Source organism: Micromonospora sp. Llam0 (assembly GCF_003751085.1).
Classification (GTDB): domain Bacteria; phylum Actinomycetota; class Actinomycetes; order Mycobacteriales; family Micromonosporaceae; genus Micromonospora_E.
Window position 1 is genome coordinate 2,517,500 of the sequence record NZ_RJJY01000001.1, and the last position, 19,409, is coordinate 2,536,908.

Genomic DNA, 19,409 nt, shown 5'->3' on the forward strand with positions numbered 1-19,409 from the left:
TCACCAACCGATCGAGCCAGGCCAAAGTCACAGAACGCCGGCGGGCGGCTGCTCCGCACGAGTTAGCCACGCAGCCCTTACGAACCGTCCCTAAACTCAAGTTGCTCCTGAATGCCCCGCAGCACTGACGCGACCATCATGACCGCGACGGCAGCGTTGCCCGGCGAGTAATGCGCAACGTGAGCCTGGTGCACGGTGACGTGCCGGCTCAGCTCCTCCGGGGCAGGGTCGCCCCGGTCGGGATACCACGGGACGAAGAACGGGCTGATTGGTGCCATAGCGGCGCGGAACCGCATGTTCCCGACGGTCAGATCCTTCGGGCTGTCGACCCTCAGCTCGGCGGCGATCCGCTGGTACTTGCTCGCCCGCTGGCCCGGCAGCTGCGCCTTCGGCTTGATCAGCCGCGTGACGACCGTCTCAACGACCACGACGGCCAGAGCCTGCGCCGACTCGCAATGCCCCGCAGCAAACGCGTCGACCGCTTTGAAACCGAGCGGCACCTGCTCAGCCAACTCGGAATGCGTCACCTCGGTCAGGACAGCGCGGCAGTCGTCTGCCACCGCAGCGTCGTGCGCCACGAGGATCTTGAGACGGGCCGCCCGGTCCGGAGCGGCGAGCAGCTCGGCCAGGATCTCCGCGCGTGGAACCCATACCAGCGGAATGCCTTCCTCCTGCAGCACTGACCATGCATCGATCAGTTTGATGCCGGAGCCACGCCAGTTCGGCGGGAGCTTCTCGGCCAACAACTGCATCTGCCCGCGCAGGCCACGCAGGTTCGGAACCTCGAACGACAGCTGCGCCATCAGCGACTTCACGTTCGGCATCGCCGCGTTCACGACCCGAGCAACGTACTCGTCGAAGTTTGGCACGGCCGCCCGCGGAATCTCTATTTGCGGCAGCTGCACCCGCACTTGCTCGGCCAGCACCTTGACCTGCGGCTGCAGTGCGCGGCTGAGCGCATCCTGGAGCCGGGCGAGCACCTCCGGTGGGATCGTCCGGTCGTCGTACTCTTCTCCGTCCTTGTCTGCGGCCTGGCCACGAACGGGTTCGTTGTCCAGGTACTTGTCCGGGCCCTCATGTTCTTGCCGACCGGTCATGCCTATGGTGTTCACCTTCGGTCTTTCCCAACACACGTTCGGTACGGCATGATCGTACCGGCATTCGGAGCGTGCCAAGGGGCGGAGATGGCCATGGCTCTGGTCGTAGGGCTAGCTAGGGGCATCGATGCGCTCGGCGGTACCATGAAGGGCTGCGACAACGGGAGGCACGCTCCTACGTGGCGGTGTTCCTGGCGGTCGGGCCAGGCGGCAGAGTGAAGGTCCCTGTGGCGATATCCGAGAGAACGCTGAAAATCGTCTGGTCCGAGGCTGGCGGGAAGTGTTCACTCTGCAGAGTGCTTGTGCTCACACCCGGAACCGAGGCCGATGATCCATCGGTCTTCGGCGAACTGGCGCACATCGTCGCCAAGAGCCCCGGTGGTCCCCGAGCTGGCGGCCTGGACCCGGACAAGCTTGACCTCCACGACAACCTGATGTTGCTGTGCAACAAGCACCACAAGCAGGTGGACGACCAGCCGAACCACTTCACTGTGGAGAAGCTGCGCCGGCTCAAACGGGCTCTTCGAAGTTAAGCGGGGTTGAGGTGTCCGCGGCTTTTCCGGGTGGTCGCGCAGCGGGTTCGTAGGCGTTGGTTGATCGGGTTGCGGAAGCCGTAGGCGTCGCGGGCGACGGTTTTGATGACTCGGTTGGTGCCTTCGGAGCCGGCGTTGGTGATGCCGGTGTGCAGGAACGCGAGGATCTGGGGCCACCAGATCTCGATCGTGGTCGCGAGGCGGGCGAGTTCGGGTAGACCGCTGTCGGCGCAGCGTTGGTAGAAGCGGTGCAGCAGTCGAGCGACGTTTTCCCGGTCCGGGTGGGTGCGGGCCAGGGCCAGCAGGTCGAGGAGGTCTTCCTTGGCGTTCCACGCGGCGAGGACCGGCACGCTGATGCCGGCGGGTAGCCCGGCGATCTCGTCGCAGAGCTTGTCGACGCGTTCCGCGCGCATCCGCCTCGCGGAGCGGGTCAGCCGGTTACGCAGGTCCCATTCGCGGTCACCGGCGCGGCCCCGGCGGCCCCGGACCTGCACGGTGACCCGGCGGCGGACCTCGTTGAGGGCCTGGTGGGCGAGTTGCACGACGTGGAAGTGATCGACGACGAGGATCGCGTGCGGCAGCGCCTCACGGACCGCGGACTTGAAGATCGTGCACATGTCGATCGCGACGTACCGGACCTGATCGCGCCACGTCTGGCTGCGGTGGCCGAGCCAGTCGATGACCACCTGGGCGGTGCGGCCCTCGACCTGGCCCAGTAGTCCCTGACCGCCGGACAGGTCACACATCCCGACGTGCCACCGGTCCACACTGCTCTGCCACGCCTGGCTGACCTGGTCGAAGACCCACTTCGGCCGGCCCCGGCGGGTCTCGTCGATCCCGAGGACCTCCACCGGTTCCGGTTCGTCGGGCAGCACCACGCCCGCGTGGGCGGTGAACGCCGCCGCGACCACCGGCCAGGACAGGTCATGGTCACGGGCGGACTGTACGACCGTGCGGGCGCCGTCGGCGACCGCCGCCGCGGCGGCCTGCCGCAACCGGGCGGTCACCCGATGCCGGGCTGGGACCTGCGCCACCTGCTCGGTGAACGTCCGGCGTCGGCATCCGCCGTGGTCGCAATGCCAGCGGCGTTTACGCCACCGTAGCCGCGTCGCACGGCCCGCCACGGGCAGGTCCCTCGGCCGGGTCGTCACCCAGTCCTTGACCCGCCGGGCCCGCACACCGCAGTCCGGGCAGCATTGTGCCTGCTCATCGGCGGTAGACAGAGCAACCACCGGGACACCGTCGGGGTCCAACCTGACCCGATCCACCACCAGGCCGTCCAGGCCCAGCAGCCGGGTCGTATCGTTGACCATGCTCGCAGCTCTCCGCTTGTGACCATCCGATCTAGACACTCAGATGATCACCGAAGGGCTGCGAGCCCTCTACGCCAGGGTCGCCGTCAACCGCGAACCCCGCTCAACTTCGAAGAGCCCTCAAACGTGAGCATGCCGAGTGGGTGGCTACGCAGGGCGAAGGCCCAGAGCCAATGAGGTTGATCTTGGATCCGTCTTATCCAGTGCCACGGAAGCTGAACATCATCGCCACTGGTCACCAGCTCTGGCCGATGGTCCAGGAGTGTGTAGCGACCAGCTACGTGCTCCCCGACTACATGCCCGAAGAGGACGAAGACCTGATGGTCGAGTTCCTGGATATGGTCAAGGACTACGGCGACATCTCCGAGGACCTGCACAGCGTCCGAGAGCACCGGGATGCGGCAAAGGCCCTGGGCGAGTACATCAGTCAGCTTGGCCAGCGGAACTACTTCGTGGGCGCATACATGAGGCGACTTCTCCTAACCGGCGGCGTGACCAGAGAGGGTTCGCCCTGGCCTGAGCTGCATATCGAAATCCATCCTGGTGATCACGCGCACCTCGTGGACAAGAGCGGCAAGCCCATGGGCACGACGGCGGGCGCTGTCAGCCGTGAGGTCGGGCGTCTGCTGTTCCTCCGATGGCTCGATCAGTACGGTTCCGAGCATCCGGGCGAGCCGGCGTCGCTTTCCGAGTTCTTCCCCGAAGGCGGACTGTCTGGGCACCCGGAGGTGCTGTGGCGGGACCTGATCCGCGGCCTACGCAACGACGGCTTGATCCTCTGCTTCGAGAGCCTGGAGTTTTGGTCCAGCAGTGCAACCCTGACCGACAGAGGCAGAGCTGAGCTCGAGCCGCGCCAGCCGTAGACCCGACTGTCTATCGCCTCGCGACCCTGCTTGGTTCAGAGGCGTGGGTTTATGCCCGTTTCTGTCGACGACGCGCTGAGACTGGCTCTGGCGCACATTCTGTGATTGGTCTTGGCAGTCGCTCAGGCTGCTGCGAGGACGCGTTTGCGGAGGAGGTCGAGGTTCGCGCGGCCGTACATCTTGTAGGGTGCCAAAACGGGGTTCCGGTCGTTGACCTGCGGATCCGCAGATCGATTTATGCGGCCCGGTGGTACTCGTTGATGGTTCCTCCCAGCCGTCGTCGGCGTTGGACGACGCCGTCGATCGGTACAAGTACCTTCGGACCTGGTTAGGTTGCAGCTGTCGGCGCCCCCGGCAAGGACGCCCCGAATCTGGTGTCACGGTCGCGGATCAGGAACTGGAACGCGCTGGTTCGTTCTCCGAGGCCCATGACCAGGTTGCGGGTCTGTTGGGTCACCCAGGCATGGGTCCGGGTGCTCGGTCACGCCGAGGATGTGCACTCGGCGGGTGGCGATCTCCATCACGACCAGCACGTGGAGCCGGCGCGGCGTGATCGTGTCGAGATGGAAGAAGTCGGTGGCCAGTAGCCCTGCCGCCTGGGTACGGAGGAACGTCCGCCACGAGTGTCGACCCCGCGTGGCGTGGGGCCGGCCGGCGAGGATTCGCGGTCGTCGTCTCCGACGCCGGCATGCGCTCTCCGACCAACCTGCGCAAACTCGACGGCGGCTTCGTGGCGTGGCCGGGCGGTCGGTGGGGCCTGTCCTCATTCGTTGGCCAGCCATGAGCAGTTGGCGGTGACCGCCCCACCCGGTGGCTACGAGTGGTGAGGTGCATCGGCATCATGGTTCGATGCACTACGAACTGCCAGATCCAGCCGATCGGAACGCCGCCTGGGTGAATGAGACTCCGGCCTATCTGGTGTGGTGGCAGGCATGGCAGGCGGCGGGGAACCCACGCGGACTCGCTGGACGCGAACTCCAGGATTTGCTACGGCTCTACTCGTACGCCGTACCCTCGCTGGAGGCCCTCGACCGGCTGGCTGAGCTGGGGGCGCTGGTTGAGATCGGTGCGGGCTCCGGCTACTGGGCACGGCTACTGCGCGATCGCGGCGTAGACGTCGTCGCCTATGACCACCTGCTACCTGGAGACAACGGGTACATCGCTGATGCTCCGAGATGGAGCCCGGTCACAACCGGCGACGAGCGTGCGGTCCGCACACATCCCGACCGGACACTCTTCGTGTGCTGGCCGGAGCGTCCCGGCGGCTTCTTGCCGCATGTCCTCGACGCGTACGAACCTGCTCGGCTAGCTCTCATCACCGACGGCCGTCAGCGGGGAGACATAGATCCGCTCTACGACCGGCTCGACGCCGGGTGGCGGCAGACCGCCCAGGTATCGATCCCGCAATGGCCGTACCGCTTCGATTCGCTCGTGATCTTCCGACGCCGGTAGGCTCCATCGAGCGCCGGACGCGTTGGCGCGAATTCGAGCGCGGCCCAGATCCTCAAAGTCGGGCGTCGACTCGCCCCAGGGTGCCCGAGGTGCTCACCCAGCCGGTTCAAGTCGTGCAGCACCGGACCACCGCAGGCATTCTCGGGGGTGCCCCTGCTCCTAGAGCCTCCGCTAAGCATCGAGGGCTACCGAGGGCGTTCCGGCGCGGGCGCGCGCTCGGCGACAGATCCGGGTAAGGCGTGAGGCCAATGTGTCCTGGTTACATGTACTGAGCGTAACGTGTTGCGATTTCCTCAGCCGGGTCGCAGAACCGTAGTATTTGCTTGACTTGGTCGGCTGTGCGCAGGGTGATGGGGAAGCGGCCATCAAGTTGCGACTGGTTCCAGTTCATCTTGCTCAGCGCGAGAACCTCGGTGGCAAGCTCACGTGGGCTGACGGTGAGCCGCGCCGGGCGGAGGCCGACCGGCCGAGGCACGTACATCCCGGGGTAGGTGGAGTAGAAATCGACGCTGCCCTTGAGGCTTATTCACAGGCGATCCTGTAGAACTGCAGACCGATGACACAGGAGATAGTTTCTCTGAAGGTTCCGAGGGGTCTGCGGTAGTCGGTGTGCAGGATCCGCCAGGTCTTCAGATTCGCGATGACCTGCTCGACGACCCAGCGGATCTTGTTGACCTGCCGGTTGTATTCCTTCTGCCACTCCGTGAGTTCGCCGCCCTTGGGCTTTTTGTACGGGGTGATCATGCCGTTTCCGACGTAACCCTTGTCACCGATCCAGTCTCCAGGGTTGAGGGTGACGAGGACCTCGGCGTCGTTGATCGCGTACGAGTCGTGGCGGTTGCCGGCGACTGGGTCGGAGATCCAGGCGAGTGCACCGTCGAGAGTGCATGCGACCTGAACGCTCATGCCCGTGGTCTTGTGTTTGCCGGAGAACAGACAGCGGTCCGTGCGCCATGACCAGCAAGGGAGCAGCGTGCCGTCGACGAGGTACTGGACGCTGGGGCTGAGCTCGTCGGCGGTCGGCACGAATCCTGTGAGCACGCGCTTAAGTACGGGAGTGACGCCGGTGATCGCTCGGGAGATTGTCGCCTGCGAGACGCTGTGCGCCTCGGCGATTTCCGCTTGGACGCGGTTTCGGCGCAGGTACGTCAACGCGACGACGACCGCGCGGTAGAGACCGAGGATCGGCGGCCAGGGTTCCACTTCCAGGTCCTGGCATTCGGTGCGGATGAGCGCGCAGAGGTCGCGGATCTGGTCGGTAGTAAAGCCGGTGGTATGATACATGTTCGGCGGTCCGTTTTTCTACTTGGGTGTTGTGTGGTAACTCCATCCTATAGAGAGGCGGACCGTCACTTTCCGTTGGGGTCCACTGTGGCTTACTGAAGCTTTGCTGAATAAGCCTCCTTGGTGTAGACGAGGTGTTCCGTTGCCGAAAGCGTCATGAACGTTCCCCGCAGGGGTGGCGCGGCCCCCGGCCGGAACAGCAGCGCGTCTTCGCTGTTGGTGATCCAGATCAGGTCGAGGGCGTACAGTTCCCGGTCGTCGGCTGCGGCGCTGAACCCGTCGACCTCGTCGGGGTTGAATCGAGACGACTTGTGTATGGCTACCCGGGCGGGGAGCGTGCGGTGTTCCCGCTTGTAGACGGCGAGGGCGTTGAGGAGCAGGTTCTTGGCGTCTGCGGCGAGGAGGTGGGGCTGTTTGTCGTCCCGGCTCACGTGGGCAGTGCCGCCTCGGACGATGACGCCGTCGCCGCGCTCGTTGAATATGTGGGCGACCGCGGTGTCGAGGGCGTCTGCGGACGCGGTTCGGTAGAAGGAGATGCCCACGTAGCAGGTGGGTAGGTCGGTTGACGTCCGTCGGAGACGCCATGGCACGCCACCGGCCTTGTAGTAGAGCGCGACGTGCAGGTTCCATGCCCGGGTCGCCTCGTCCTGGCGGCTGCGCCTTGGGGGCGGCGGTGCTGACTCGTCCCAGGTGCTGCGCCTCAGGATCTGTAGCGGTTTGCCGAGTCGTAGCGCCCGGGCTTTGAGGAGGTCGTGGAAGTTGGCGATGACTGACGCGGTGGCCCGGCTTCGCCGACGGCTGGTGTCATCGTCTTCGGGTTTCGGCGCGGCGGCGAGGTGGACGTCGTCGAGGGTGTCGGGGCGGGCTACCACGATGACGTCGACTCGATTGTCCTCCGCGATCGCCTCCAACTCGTCCATGTAGGCATCGACCATGGCCTTGACCGCGAGCTCGCCCGGCAAGGCGGCCGCCTGTTCAAGCGCCCGAGGGGACACCTCGCGGCAGTTGCGGTCGGCGAAGGTCAGGGTGGTGAAGAGGCCCACCTCGGTGTCGCAACCTGGGAAAGCGGGAAACAGGTGCGGATACTTCGCATCCTTGGCGTCGATCGGCTGACGGCAGCGGTCGATCCATCGTCGGATGCCGTCGAGGTGGTCTCGGGGACCGACGAGGCCGAGTCGGATGGTGCTCGGCGCGCCGTCGAGTCCGAGGTCGGCTGGACCGTAGGCCGAGATGCCGAACCGGGGATCGACGTGCCGCTGCCCGCCGCCGAACTCAAGTTCGGGTTCGTTGAGAACGTCGATCTGCATCAGTCACTGCTCCGGCTGTCGCGGCCTCGGGGACGTGGCACTCGCTTCGTCACTCGGCGGGGCGAGCGAGAGTTCTTCGGTTGGGTAGGGGTATCGGCGGCTTCGGTCATCTCGTTCAGCAGCGAGAGAAGGTCGTCCTGGTCGACCCCGGCCCGGGTTAGCGCCGCGTCCACCCCCGCGTCGGCACGGTCGTCGGTGGGATCGTCGTCGGCGCCAGTACCGGGAGCTGGCCCCCACCAGTCATCGTCGATGCCACGGTCGACCTCGAATGTCAGCAGCCTGCCGAAGGTGAGCAGAGACCCGGAGGTTAGGAGGTCGCCCTGGAGGTAGCCTTCCCACATTCGGGTCCAGCCGAGCACCGATGGGTGACGCTCCAGCCGCTTGATGCCGGCGAGCAGCCCGTCGGCGAACGACGACTCCTTCCACCCGTCATGGGTAAAGCAGTAGTCGACGCCGAGCTGGCAGAGCCACTGCCCGTCGATCCGACGAAACCTCGGCTTGAGAGCGGCGTGGTGGTAGTAGCTCACCCGTTCCGGCTCGGCCTTCGAGTAGTGGGGCCCGAACACCGTACGACCTCGCCTGCCGTTACCTCGCCCGACCACGCGGGGAGCCAGGTCGTGAGAGGCACGGAAGTGCAGGTGATGGCGGTCCTGGTGCCACTGCACATCGCGTCTGCGGTCGTTGACGAGTGTCCTCCGCAGCAGGTCACCGAAACGGTGCAGACGATCATCGTCGTGGCTGTCGGCCCACTCGGCGCTGTCGTGCCGCTCGACCCCGCCATCACACAGTCGACGAAGAGGACGGCTGCGTAGGTCGCCGAAGCTAATGATCATCTTGTCGTGCAGGATCCAGGCCGCGGCCCCGCCCGGCGTGTCTCGCAGAATCTCCCAGGCCGTGCCGTAGTCGTCCACCACCGCGGGCGCGACGAAGATGTGCTCCGGAAAGGCTTCGACCGGCAGCAGGTTCGAGGTCAGCAGTTCCTTCTTCGGCGGCGGTGGTAGGAAGAGGCCGGAGTCGCGGGGCACGCCGATGCGCAGCATCGCGGGGGCGGCGGACTTGTCGAAGACCTGGGTGTGCTTGTTGACGGTCACCGTCCGTTCGGCGCGTCGCCGTGGGTCGCTGAACTCGGCCCGGATGTCTACCCACCAGGCCAGGTCCTCATTCGGGCGGGACAGCACCACGATGACCGGCGCGTTGCCGCCGAGCCAGTAGTCGAGGTCCTCTGGCCTCGGCGTCCACTGGAAGCTATCGGCCGTCTCGAAGGTGTGGGGACGGTTGCTGGCCTTGCTCTGCACCATGATGACCTGGTTGAGCGCGTTGCCGTCGGCGACGAGCTCGATCTCCCCGTCGATGCCGTGGTCCACCCGCCGGTCGTGGTACAGGAAGCCCATCTCGTTGACGCGACGGCTGATCATCGAGACCCCGCCCTCGCCGATTAACGTCTGCGGACTTACCCTCTTGCCCCGCTTGGGCGGCACGGCCATCACCCCACGTCTCTGCCTGACCCGCCCGTCAGGAAGGACGTACGAGCCGCCTTCCGATTATCGGTGCGCGGTACGACAGTCCCGAGCCGTCGTCAACTAGGGCCATTCCCGCCTCTACCTTTGCGACCCAGCCAGATTCCGGCGTGCTCGTTAGCGAATCCGGCGATAGCTTTGAGTAGCGGCTCGGCTAGTGTCCCGTGTCTGAAGTCTTTTTGCGGTTGGCTTTGGTAAGGATCTGGTCGGCGGTTTTGGTCCAGGCGAAAGGTTTGCATCGCTGGTTGTAGCCGTCGATGAAGGCGCGGATCGCGGCGGTCAGGTCGGGCACGGAGGTGAAGGTGCCACGGCGGATGGCCTGGCGGGTGATGATCCCGAAGAAGATCTCGTCGGGTAGCCCCGGCGCATTGCTGCGCCGGGGCCCCCTCAGAACCGGCCGTGCCCGCTTTCCGGGCAACCGGCTCAAGCAAACCCTGAAGGCTTGCGGGTGGGCAGAAGTGCTGGATTGCTGCCGTTGCCGGTGATCCGGCGGTGGCAGTGGGCGTGTATGAGACGGGTAGCGACGCGTTCGTCCGGTGTTCCCGCTCCCCAGGCGGTGACCGCGTGTCGGCGGACCGCTGTGCGGGTCGCGGTGAGCCATTGCTCCCACTCGCGTGGGCTTTGCGGCTCGTGGTCGGCGTGCAGCAGCAGGTCCCGGCAGATCGGACACCGGCCACGCTGGGCTCGCAGGAGCCGTTGCATGATGGTGTCCACCGGGGGCCGGTTGCGGCGGTGCCGTTGGGTCCAGTAGTCGGTCAGGGCCGGGTCGTCGGGTGACGCCGTCCCTGCGACCATCCGGTGCCGGACGATCGGTGTCCAGGCGAACTTGCGCAGGTAGTAGCCGGTTTCCCGGCTCCCGAATACCCACCTGTCACGCCGGGACGGGTTGAACAAGCCGAAGTACCGGGCGGTCACCCAGCGTCTCGGCTTGTTCGCGTGGGTGAATCTGGCCCACTTATAGACCAGCTTCCACGCGTGGGCGTCCAGCGCGTTGAACACGCGTTTGGACACCCCGATCCGGTAGTAGGCGCACCATCCGTTGATGATCGGGTTGAGCTTGCCGATCACCGCGTCGGCGTTGGACCCACGCAGGGCCCGCACCTCCGTGGACAGCCGCCTGCGGATCCGTCGCACCGCGTCGTTGCTCGGCTTGGTCAGCAACTTCCCGTTGGGATAACGGCGGATGTTGAAGCCCAGGAAATCCACGCCCTGCGTGAGGTGCGTGATCCGGGTCTTGTCCTCGTTGAAGACCAGCCCTCTGGGCGCCAGCCATCCAGCCAGTGCCGCTTTGACCTGTTCGGCCTGCTCACGGGAGTGACACAGAGCGATAAGATCATCAGCGTAGCGGACCACCGCCGGGCAGCCGTCCCTCGTCTTCCCGGCACGGGTGCCGGTGACGTGGTAGCGGACCCCGGCGGCGGCCTCCATGCCGTGCAGAGCAACGTTCATGAGCAATGGACTGATCACCCCGCCCTGGGGCGCCCCGTCGTGGGTGGGGGTGAACCGGCCGTCCTCGGCCACACCGGCTTTCAGCCACTGCCGGACCAGGCCCCTGCCGGGGAACCCGCCCAGCGACCGGTAGATGTGATCGTGATCGAGCCGGTCGAACGCCGCTTGCAGGTCGGCGTCGAGCACCCACAACCGTTTCGCGTCGGTGCGGTTCGACGTCGTGTGGATCGCCACGATGGCGTCGTGGCAGCCACGACCCGGCCGGAAGCCATACGACTTCGGCTCGAACCGGGCCTCCCACTCGGGTTCCAGCGCATTGACCGTCACCGCTTGCAGGGCGCGGTCAGCGATCACGGGAATCCCGAGGCCGCGACGGCGGCCGTTGCTCTTGGGCACATACACGCGCTTGACCGGCAAGGGTGTCCACGGCCTCGCATGGTGCTGGATCCAGTCGGCCAAATCGGCCTTCTGCTCCCCGGTCACCACGACTTTCCGGTCCACCCCGGCCGTCTTGCGGCCAGCATTGCGCTCCGTCACCCGCCGCACCGCCACCACGGCGTTGCTGCGCGAGCGGAGCATCAACTTCTGCAAATTCCGGACCTTCTTCAGGTCCCCGTCCCGCGACGCCGCGAAGATCCGCTGCCGTAGCCTCGATCCACCGATGAAGGTTGGACCGGCAGGACCCCGGCTATAGAAAGTGCCCTCTGAACTGGAAGGATAGGAGTTCTGACGCTTCTATCACCCGGTTCGAGAGGGCACCTCGCAGGTGAGATTACGCCATGACGCGCCGGTGGTGCGCGCGACGTTCGACGATCCGAATCTGGTGTCGTGTGCCGGCCTGGTTCCGGTGATGCGCCTTGCCGAGCAGGCCGGCCTACACGACGCGGTCGCAGACCGGGTCAGCCTGCCGACCGACAAAGGTGCGAACCCGGCCGGCAAGGTCGCCACGATCGTGGCCGGGATGCTCGCGGGCGCGGACAGCATCGACGACCTCGACATCGCCCGACACGGCGGCATGCGCTCACTGTTCGGCGGCGTGTACGCGCCATCGACACTCGGCTCGTTCCTACGCACGTTCACCCACGGCCATGTCCGGCAGTTGCACGCCGCCGCCCGCGACACCCTGATCGGCCTCGCCGCCCGGGTGCCGATCCTGGCCGGCGCGGACGTGCTGACCTTCGTGGACATCGACTCGATGCTGCGCCGGGTCTACGGCAGACAGAAACAAGACATCGGGTTCGGCCACACCAGGATCGGCGGCTACAACGTACGGCTACGCGGCTACAACCCCCTGGTCGCGACGGTGTCGACACCACTGTCCGCGCCGGTCGTCGCGGCCACCCGGCTACGCGCCGGCAACGCCGGCTCCAGCCGCGGCGCCGCGAGCATGATCGCCGAAACGATCACCACCGCCCGATCCTGCGGCGCGACCGGCGAGATCGTGGTCCGGGCCGACTCCGCCTTCTACTCCAAGACGGTCATCGCCACCTGCCGACGCCACAAGGTGCGGTTCTCCGTCACCGCCCGGATCGACGCCAAGGTCCACACCGCATGCGACAGCATCGCCGACGACCAGTGGACCGACATCCGATACCCCCAAGCCGTCTGGGACGAGGAAGAACAGCGGTGGATCTCCGACGCGCAGATCGCCGAAACCGAATACACCGCGTTCGCCGGCACCCGGCAACAGGTGACCGCCCGGCTGATCGTGCGCCGCATCCGCCGCGACGACCCCACCCAAGCTCCCGGCCAGCAGGAACTCCTGCCCCCTACCGGTACCACGCGGTGCTCACCGACAGCCCGTACACCCTCGTGCAGGCCGAAGCCCAGCACCGCCAGCACGCGGTCATCGAGCAGATCAACGCGGATCTGATCGCCGGACCCCTCGCGCACCTGCCATCAGGCCGATTCTCAGCGAACGACGCCTGGCTGACCTGCACCGCCATCGCCCACAACCTCACCCGCGCCGCCGGGCACCTCGCCGCCGGCACCTGGACCACCGCCCGAACCGCGACCATCCGCACCCGGATCATCACCGTCGCCGCCCGCCTCGCACACCGGGCCCGCACCATCCACCTGCACCTACCCGAGCACTGGCCCTGGCAGGCCGCGTTCGACAACCTGTTCACCGCCGTCCACCCAGCACCCGGCTGACCACGGGCGCACCAACCACAACCCGGCGGCCCGACCACAGGCCACAAACCCCCGCCCCAACCCCCGAACGACAACATCCCGGAGCAAGCCGACCACGTAATCGGCGATTCAGCCACGCCCCGAAACCACCCAATACCGAAACCATTCAACCGAGCTCAAGACGAACCGCGTCGGTGGATCGAGGCGTAGCCGCCGTACGTTGTCCTCACAGGTCCGCCAATCAACGGCGTCCCAGCCAGCACGATCGTCCTCCGGTCCGTTCACGCCGAGAGCCGCCATCGCCATCGCGAAGGCATGAGCCGTCATCGTGTCTAACTTGCCCTTCGGTTCCGAAGCTGTGGTCAGCAATCACTCCGCAGGCTCACCCGACCCGCGTCAGCGCCCTTTCAGGCCAGGACACGCAGTCCCTATCCGGCCGGTTATCCGGAGACCGCCGACGGAGGAGCCGGCATCGTGGTCACCGGTTTCCCGCTGCCTTTCGGCCACCGGCATTCGCTTCTCGGGTCGTCCTGCGCCCGCTGGGACATCGTCCACCCTCACGGGTGGCCTACCAGCCGAAACACTGTCCGGCTGGACCCCATCGGGGTTGTCACGTTCCGCATGGAACAGATTCGACCGGGGTGGGCGCCCTCTGAACCCCGGGGACGGTGGTGCGCTCCCGCCCGGCCAAGCTCCTCCGGGCGGCACCTGCCGCCTTGCAACGGCCGGTCCCTATCTCCCGCTGGAGCATCCCATCGAGCGGAAGTGCTAATGACGAGGCGTCATCGAGGATTCACTTGCGTTCACCCGTCCGGTCTTCCCCAGCCGGTAACCCCTGGATGGAACAGGGATCCTTGGGCCTTTCCCCGGGCTTCGCACCCCGCGGTTACCCGCGACGCACGCCGAGGCGGGGACGATCCTTGCGCACGGGACCGGACACTACATCCGCGACGTCAAGCCGCACCTCCTTCGATGCATGTCGCTGTACTCATGCGACTTACGTGTCGCACCACCATGTTCAGCCAGGAACAGCTGGTGGGGGTGAAGTGCATGGTGATGCGCGGGTGGCGGGCCAGCCAGGCTTTGACGTTCGGGTGGTTGTGGGTGGCGTAGTTGTCGACCACGACGTGGAGCTTCACTCGGGGGTGGGCCTTGGCGACCTGCTTGAGGAAGGCCAGGAACTCCACGTTGGAGTGCCGGTCGAAGCAGGCGTCGGCGCTGACGCGTCCGGTGGCCACCTCCAGGGCGGCGAACAGGGTGGTGGTGCCGTTGCGGACGTAGTCGTGGGTCCGGCGCTCTGCCAGTCCGGGGCGAAGCGGCAGGATCGGCGCGGTCCGGTCGAGCGCCTGGACCTGGGACTTCTCGTCGACCGAGACCACCACCGCGCCGGCCGGCGGGTTCAGGTACAGGCCGACCACGTCCCGGATCCGGGCTTCCAGTTGAGGATCGGTGGAGAACTTGAAGGTCTCCGACCGGTGCGGCTGCAGGCCCCATTTGCGCCAGACACGGGAAACGGTGGCGAAGCTGACCGGGGTTCCTTCCCGGCGCATCTGGTCGGCCAGCAGTCGCGCCGACCAGTGCGTCACTCCAAGGTCCGTTGGTGGTCGTCCGTCGTCGGAGACGGTGCGCACCACGATGGCGACCTCGTCGACCACCGACGGTCGGCCCGAGCGTCCCAGGTCGGCCAACGCGTCGATGCCGCCGGCGTCGTAGCGGTTACGCCACGCCAGGACTGTCGGGGTAGACACCCCGACCTGACGGCCGATCGCCGCGTTCGGCATACCTTCAGCGGCGAGCAGAACGATCCTCGCCCGCTGCGCCAGACCGCCGCCGACTGTGATGACCGGGTCAACGCGGCTCTTCGAAGTTAAGCGGGGTTGAGGTGTCCGCGGCTTTTCCGGGTGGTCGCGCAGCGGGTTCGTAGGCGTTGGTTGATCGGGTTGCGGAAGCCGTAGGCGTCGCGGGCGACGGTTTTGATGACTCGGTTGGTGCCTTCGGAGCCGGCGTTGGTGATGCCGGTGTGCAGGAACGCGAGGATCTGGGGCCACCAGATCTCGATCGTGGTCGCGAGGCGGGCGAGTTCGGGTAGACCGCTGTCGGCGCAGCGTTGGTAGAAGCGGTGCAGCAGTCGAGCGACGTTTTCCCGGTCCGGGTGGGTGCGGGCCAGGGCCAGCAGGTCGAGGAGGTCTTCCTTGGCGTTCCACGCGGCGAGGACCGGCACGCTGATGCCGGCGGGTAGCCCGGCGATCTCGTCGCAGAGCTTGTCGACGCGTTCCGCGCGCATCCGCCTCGCGGAGCGGGTCAGCCGGTTACGCAGGTCCCATTCGCGGTCACCGGCGCGGCCCCGGCGGCCCCGGACCTGCACGGTGACCCGGCGGCGGACCTCGTTGAGGGCCTGGTGGGCGAGTTGCACGACGTGGAAGTGATCGACGACGAGGATCGCGTGCGGCAGCGCCTCACGGACCGCGGACTTGAAGATCGTGCACATGTCGATCGCGACGTACCGGACCTGATCGCGCCACGTCTGGCTGCGGTGGCCGAGCCAGTCGATGACCACCTGGGCGGTGCGGCCCTCGACCTGGCCCAGTAGTCCCTGACCGCCGGACAGGTCACACATCCCGACGTGCCACCGGTCCACACTGCTCTGCCACGCCTGGCTGACCTGGTCGAAGACCCACTTCGGCCGGCCCCGGCGGGTCTCGTCGATCCCGAGGACCTCCACCGGTTCCGGTTCGTCGGGCAGCACCACGCCCGCGTGGGCGGTGAACGCCGCCGCGACCACCGGCCAGGACAGGTCATGGCCACGGGCGGACTGTACGACCGTGCGGGCGCCGTCGGCGACCGCCGCCCCGGCGGCCTGCCGCAACCGGGCGGTCACCCGATGCCGGGCTGGGACCTGCGCCACCTGCTCGGTGAACGTCCGGCGCCGACATCCGCCGTGGTCGCAATGCCAGCGGCGTTTACGCCACCGTAGCCGCGTCGCACGGCCCGCCACGGGCAGGTCCCTCGGCCGGGTCGTCACCCAGTCCTTGACCCGCCGGGCCCGCACACCGCAGTCCGGGCAGCATTGTGCCTGCTCATCGGCGGTAGACAGAGCAACCACCGGGACACCGTCGGGGTCCAACCTGACCCGATCCACCACCAGGCCGTCCAGGCCCAGCAGCCGGGTCGTATCGTTGACCATGCTCGCAGCTCTCCGCTTGTGACCATCCGATCTAGACACTCAGATGATCACCGAAGGGCTGCGAGCCCTCTACGCCAGGGTCGCCGTCAACCGCGAACCCCGCTCAACTTCGAAGAGCCCGACTTCCTCGGATTCCACGTCCGCCGGTACTCGAACGGCAAGCTGATCATCAAGCCGAGCAAGGCGGCCGTGAAGCGGTTCCGGCGTCGGCTGCGCGCCGAGATGCGGGATCTGCGTGGCGGTAACGCCGCGATGGTCATCTCGCGTCTCAACCCGATTCTTCGGGGGTGGGCGGCCTACTACCGGACGGTGGTCTCCAAGCACACGTTCACCACGATCGACAGCTACCTGTGGTGGCTGACGTTCAAATGGGCGGTGCGCGGCCACCGGAACAAGCCGAAGAAGTGGGTGACCGCCCGCTACTACGACGCGTTCAACAAGGCCAGGTCCGACCGGTGGGTGTTCGGCGACCGCGACAGCGGCGCCTATCTCACCAAGACGGCCTGGACGAAGATCGTCCGGCACCAGATGGTCGACGGGTTCGCCTCTCCGGACGACCCCGACCGATCCGGCTACTGGGCGGCCCGTAAGCGGCGCAGGAAACCACCCATCGACCGGTGGGGACTGATCCAGCTGGAACGACAGCGCGGACGATGTCCGCTCTGCCACCAGCTGCTCCTGCACGCTGACCACGAACCGCAGTCCCCCGACGAATGGGAACAGTGGATCACCGTGGTCCGGTCGGCGATCCGCCGTCAGGCGATCACCGCCGACCGGCAGGCCGTGGCACCGAACGGTCCGCTCGCTTCACGCCTCGTGCACACCCACTGTGCCCGCAAGGCCGCGCGGCGCAAGGAACACGCACGACACCCCGACGCAGAATCCCGTGACACCTCTGGGTTTGCTTGAGCCGGATGCGGGGACGACTCGCACGTCCGGTTCTGAGGGGGCTCCGGCGCGGCAACGCGCCGGAGCTACCCGCCCAGGCGTTCTCCCACAGCTTCACGATCGCCGGGTACTTCCGCCCCCAGGCCTCGGCGAACTCCATGAACCGCTCCGTCGCCGCCTCCTCCGTCGGGGCGGCGTAGACCGGCTTGAGCGCCCTGGCGATCTTCTCCCAGTCCTGCCGTGCCGCGTAGCGGAACGAGTTACGCAGCAGGTGGATCACACACGTCTGCACGATGGTGCGCGGCCACACCGCCTCGACCGCCTCCGGCAGGCCCTTGAGCCCGTCGCAGACGAGCATCAGCACATCGGCCACACCCCGGTTCTTCAGCTCGGTCAGCACATGCAGCCAGTGCTTCGCGCCCTCACCGCCGTCACCGGCCCACAGGCCGAGGATGTCCCGGTGGCCGTCCACGGTGACCGCCATCGCCAGGTAGATGGGCCGGTTCGCGACCTTCCCGTCCCGGATCTTCACATTAATCGCATCAACGAACACGACCGGGTAGACCGGGTCGAGTGGCCTGTTCTGCCACTCGGTCATCCCGTCGATGACCTTGTCCGTGATCGTCGAGATCGTCTGCTTCGACACCTCGGCGCCGTACACCTCGGCCAGGTGCGCGGCGATCTCCCCGTGCGTCAGCCCCCGGGCCGACAACGACAGCACGAGCTCATCCACCCCGGACAACCTGCGCTGGCGCTTACGCACGATCCGCGGCTCGAACGTCCCCGCGACATCCCGCGGGACCCGCACCTCGACCGGGCCGACGTCGGTCAGCACGGTCTTCGTCCGGGTGCCGTTACGGGAGTTCCCGGTGCCCTTGCCCGCCGGGTCGTGCTTGTCGTAGCCGACATGGTCGGTGATCTCGCCCTCCAGGGCGGACTCCAGGACCCGCTTGGTCAGCTGCTGCAGCAGACCGCCCTCCCCGGTGAGCTTCAGCCCTTCACCGCGTGCCCGGTCCACCAGCAGCGCGATCAGCTGCTCATCCGTGGCCGCACCAACCGACTCTGCCTGCTCCTGCTCGATGATGGTCTCGGTCGTCATCTGGCGCATCTCCCTTGATCAGCAGATCCGCCGTTAGTTGTACACACCCCCCGGAGGCCACACCCTGCAATGCGTTCTCGTTACGTGAGCACCAGTTCCTCGCGCAGGACGATTATGTAGTTGGGGTTCAGCTCGGGCTCGGACACGTTATTTCCACACGAAGCGTGATACTCGCTCGCTTTACTGGTGATCCCCGCCGCGCTGGACGGGGATCTTCGCTGTGGTGGTGGCGGGGAAGCTCCCTGCCAGATCGAGCAGGTATGTCGCGGTCGCGGTGTCGACAACCCAGGCGAAGTGGTCACACACGACGATCATGTCGTTGTCACGAAGGTAGGCGACAACCCTGTCCGGGTCCACGCTTCGCAACGCGGGATGGTGACGGTGCAGCCTGCGGTCACGGCGGATGCCGTCGAGGAGATGATCTTCCCGGACGTAGAGGGTCCTCGGTCGGGGCGAGACCGTCGTACGGCTACTCGTGTGGCCGTGGCGGCAACGGCAACCGGGACGGCCATGCACCCAATGGGAGTCCATGCACCGGCCACAGACCTCGCAACACACCAACCCCGCCAGGAGATACGGGCGAGAAACGCCATCCGCAGGGACGGGCGCGGTGCGCACCGCCTGGACCGCGATGAACCGCTCCTCACTCACCAACGGCGGATGAGCGACCTGACCGGAAACGACCCTGCGGGGCCCCGTTGCGTCGCTGCACCTCGCGGCCTCGAGCAACAGGGCCCTCAGGCTCGACACCGTTCGCGGTCGGTACGCTGCCGGTTCCACACCTGACGGCCGGTGTAACGGGGATTGGCCAGGATCGCCGCGACCACCGTCAGCATCCGCTGGTGGCCGCTGCGGTGCCGGTTACGTCCCGTATCAACGGCGGACGGGCAGGCAACGCCGGCATCGTTGAGAGCACGAGCGATACGGGCCACACTGCGACCGGCAAGCCGCTGGGCGGAGATCCACCGCACGTGCGACACGTCCGTAACAACGGTTGCACACCGCAGAATCCACCTGAGCCGGCAGCGGGTAGCCGCACGCACATCACCACCGTCTACTCGGGATGCCGGACCGGACATCCGGTGCGGTGGGGCGCGTTCGACGGAGGTCACACTCCTGGTCACGTGGACGGTGGCGAGGACAGCGGCGCCAGGACCTGGACCAAGGGTGAGGTGTGGCAGTTCTTCTCGCAGTTCTAGTCACCCCGACCGGAGCCTTGGCGTGACGCAGGAGTCCGCCCAACTCGTGCACTCTGTTCACGCGCCGAACTGATCCGCTCCGTTGCCGGGC

The 19,409-nt window shown here is 66.7% G+C and carries 13 protein-coding genes and 5 pseudogenes; 6 read left to right on the top strand and 12 right to left on the bottom strand.

Features of this window, described 5'->3' with window-relative positions; all coding sequences use genetic code 11:
• Window positions 1-77: 77 nt before the first annotated feature.
• Entirely contained in the window at window positions 78-1,112 is a 1,035-nt protein-coding gene (locus tag EDC02_RS41550; RefSeq protein WP_233605864.1) for a hypothetical protein, read from the bottom strand.
• A 164-nt stretch (window positions 1,113-1,276) separates the two neighbouring features.
• On the opposite strand from EDC02_RS41550, the gene EDC02_RS11275 reads away from it, so the two are divergent.
• On the top strand, window positions 1,277-1,630 hold the full coding sequence (locus tag EDC02_RS11275) for an HNH endonuclease (RefSeq protein WP_199757586.1): 354 nt from the start codon (window positions 1,277-1,279) through the stop codon (window positions 1,628-1,630).
• On the opposite strand, the gene EDC02_RS11280 is transcribed toward EDC02_RS11275, so the two are convergent.
• Window positions 1,627-2,943, bottom strand: coding sequence for an ISL3 family transposase (locus EDC02_RS11280; RefSeq protein WP_123601905.1), 1,317 nt, complete (start codon window positions 2,941-2,943; stop codon window positions 1,627-1,629). The genes EDC02_RS11275 and EDC02_RS11280 overlap by 4 nt on opposite strands.
• Before the next feature lie 185 nt (window positions 2,944-3,128).
• On the opposite strand from EDC02_RS11280, the gene EDC02_RS11285 reads away from it, so the two are divergent.
• The gene (locus EDC02_RS11285; protein ID WP_199757587.1) at window positions 3,129-3,806 is read left to right on the top strand and encodes a hypothetical protein; all 678 of its coding nucleotides are present in this window, start codon (window positions 3,129-3,131) and stop codon (window positions 3,804-3,806) included.
• 849 nt (window positions 3,807-4,655) lie between these two features.
• The gene (locus EDC02_RS11295; RefSeq protein ID WP_123601906.1) at window positions 4,656-5,258 is read left to right on the top strand and encodes a hypothetical protein; all 603 of its coding nucleotides are present in this window, start codon (window positions 4,656-4,658) and stop codon (window positions 5,256-5,258) included.
• Window positions 5,259-5,780: 522 nt separating this feature from the next.
• Here EDC02_RS11295 and EDC02_RS11305 read toward each other — a convergent pair.
• From EDC02_RS11305 to ltrA, 5 genes and pseudogenes are all read right to left on the bottom strand, one after another.
• On the bottom strand, window positions 5,781-6,542 hold the full coding sequence (locus tag EDC02_RS11305) for a transposase family protein (protein ID WP_199757588.1): 762 nt from the start codon (window positions 6,540-6,542) through the stop codon (window positions 5,781-5,783).
• Window positions 6,543-6,634: 92 nt separating this feature from the next.
• A complete protein-coding gene (locus EDC02_RS11310; protein ID WP_123601908.1) occupies window positions 6,635-7,849 on the bottom strand; it encodes a hypothetical protein in 1,215 nt (404 codons plus the stop codon).
• Entirely contained in the window at window positions 7,849-9,264 is a 1,416-nt protein-coding gene (locus tag EDC02_RS11315) for a DUF4365 domain-containing protein (RefSeq protein ID WP_158632147.1), read from the bottom strand. Before EDC02_RS11315 ends, EDC02_RS11310 begins: the two co-directional genes overlap by 1 nt.
• A gap of 256 nt (window positions 9,265-9,520) precedes the next feature.
• Window positions 9,521-9,715, bottom strand: a pseudogene (locus tag EDC02_RS11320) (IS630 family transposase); the annotation flags it as partial.
• Window positions 9,716-9,789: 74 nt separating this feature from the next.
• Window positions 9,790-11,478 carry a group II intron reverse transcriptase/maturase gene (ltrA, locus tag EDC02_RS11325; RefSeq protein WP_123601911.1) on the bottom strand — a complete coding sequence of 563 codons (1,689 nt, stop codon included), beginning with the start codon at window positions 11,476-11,478 and terminating at the stop codon, window positions 9,790-9,792.
• 103 nt (window positions 11,479-11,581) lie between these two features.
• On the opposite strand from ltrA, the pseudogene EDC02_RS11330 reads away from it, so the two are divergent.
• A pseudogene (locus EDC02_RS11330) lies at window positions 11,582-12,969 on the top strand (IS1380 family transposase).
• Window positions 12,970-13,958: 989 nt separating this feature from the next.
• Here EDC02_RS11330 and EDC02_RS11335 read toward each other — a convergent pair.
• Together EDC02_RS11335 and EDC02_RS11340 are read right to left on the bottom strand one after the other, a co-directional pair.
• Window positions 13,959-14,786, bottom strand: a pseudogene (locus EDC02_RS11335) (IS630 family transposase); the annotation flags it as partial.
• Between the two features lie 29 nt (window positions 14,787-14,815).
• Window positions 14,816-16,132, bottom strand: a complete 1,317-nt coding sequence (locus EDC02_RS11340; protein ID WP_123601913.1) for an ISL3 family transposase — start codon at window positions 16,130-16,132, stop codon at window positions 14,816-14,818.
• A 189-nt stretch (window positions 16,133-16,321) separates the two neighbouring features.
• Between EDC02_RS11340 and EDC02_RS11345 the strand changes: the two genes are divergently transcribed.
• Window positions 16,322-17,041: a group II intron maturase-specific domain-containing protein gene (locus EDC02_RS11345; RefSeq protein ID WP_233605866.1), complete on the top strand. Its 720-nt coding sequence runs from the start codon at window positions 16,322-16,324 to the stop codon at window positions 17,039-17,041.
• A gap of 73 nt (window positions 17,042-17,114) precedes the next feature.
• On the opposite strand, the pseudogene EDC02_RS11350 reads toward EDC02_RS11345, so the two are convergent.
• From EDC02_RS11350 to EDC02_RS42775, 3 genes and pseudogenes are all read right to left on the bottom strand, one after another.
• Window positions 17,115-18,119, bottom strand: a pseudogene (locus EDC02_RS11350) (IS256 family transposase); the annotation flags it as partial.
• 180 nt (window positions 18,120-18,299) lie between these two features.
• Window positions 18,300-18,485, bottom strand: coding sequence for a hypothetical protein (locus EDC02_RS39510; RefSeq protein WP_148083421.1), 186 nt, complete (start codon window positions 18,483-18,485; stop codon window positions 18,300-18,302).
• A 371-nt stretch (window positions 18,486-18,856) separates the two neighbouring features.
• The gene (locus EDC02_RS42775; protein WP_123604708.1) at window positions 18,857-19,198 is read right to left on the bottom strand and encodes a recombinase family protein; all 342 of its coding nucleotides are present in this window, start codon (window positions 19,196-19,198) and stop codon (window positions 18,857-18,859) included.
• On the opposite strand from EDC02_RS42775, the pseudogene EDC02_RS41555 reads away from it, so the two are divergent.
• Window positions 19,100-19,318: pseudogene (locus tag EDC02_RS41555) on the top strand (glycosyl hydrolase); the annotation flags it as partial. The gene EDC02_RS42775 and the pseudogene EDC02_RS41555 sit on opposite strands and share 99 nt — an antisense overlap.
• Window positions 19,319-19,409 lie beyond the last annotated feature (91 nt).

What these genes read in the sequence shown, in the direction of transcription:
- EDC02_RS11280 (WP_123601905.1), bottom strand. Translation starts at nt 2,943, where the DNA reads ATGGTCAACGATACGACCCGGCTGCTGGGCCTGGACGGCCTGGTGGTG.
- EDC02_RS11315 (WP_158632147.1), bottom strand. Translation starts at nt 9,264, where the DNA reads ATGATCAGCCGTCGCGTCAACGAGATGGGCTTCCTGTACCACGACCGG.
- EDC02_RS11310 (WP_123601908.1), bottom strand. Translation starts at nt 7,849, where the DNA reads ATGCAGATCGACGTTCTCAACGAACCCGAACTTGAGTTCGGCGGCGGG.
- EDC02_RS11340 (WP_123601913.1), bottom strand. Translation starts at nt 16,132, where the DNA reads ATGGTCAACGATACGACCCGGCTGCTGGGCCTGGACGGCCTGGTGGTG.
- EDC02_RS42775 (WP_123604708.1), bottom strand. Translation starts at nt 19,198, where the DNA reads ATGTCCGGTCCGGCATCCCGAGTAGACGGTGGTGATGTGCGTGCGGCT.
- EDC02_RS11295 (WP_123601906.1), top strand. Translation starts at nt 4,656, where the DNA reads ATGCACTACGAACTGCCAGATCCAGCCGATCGGAACGCCGCCTGGGTG.
- EDC02_RS11305 (WP_199757588.1), bottom strand. Translation starts at nt 6,542, where the DNA reads ATGTATCATACCACCGGCTTTACTACCGACCAGATCCGCGACCTCTGC.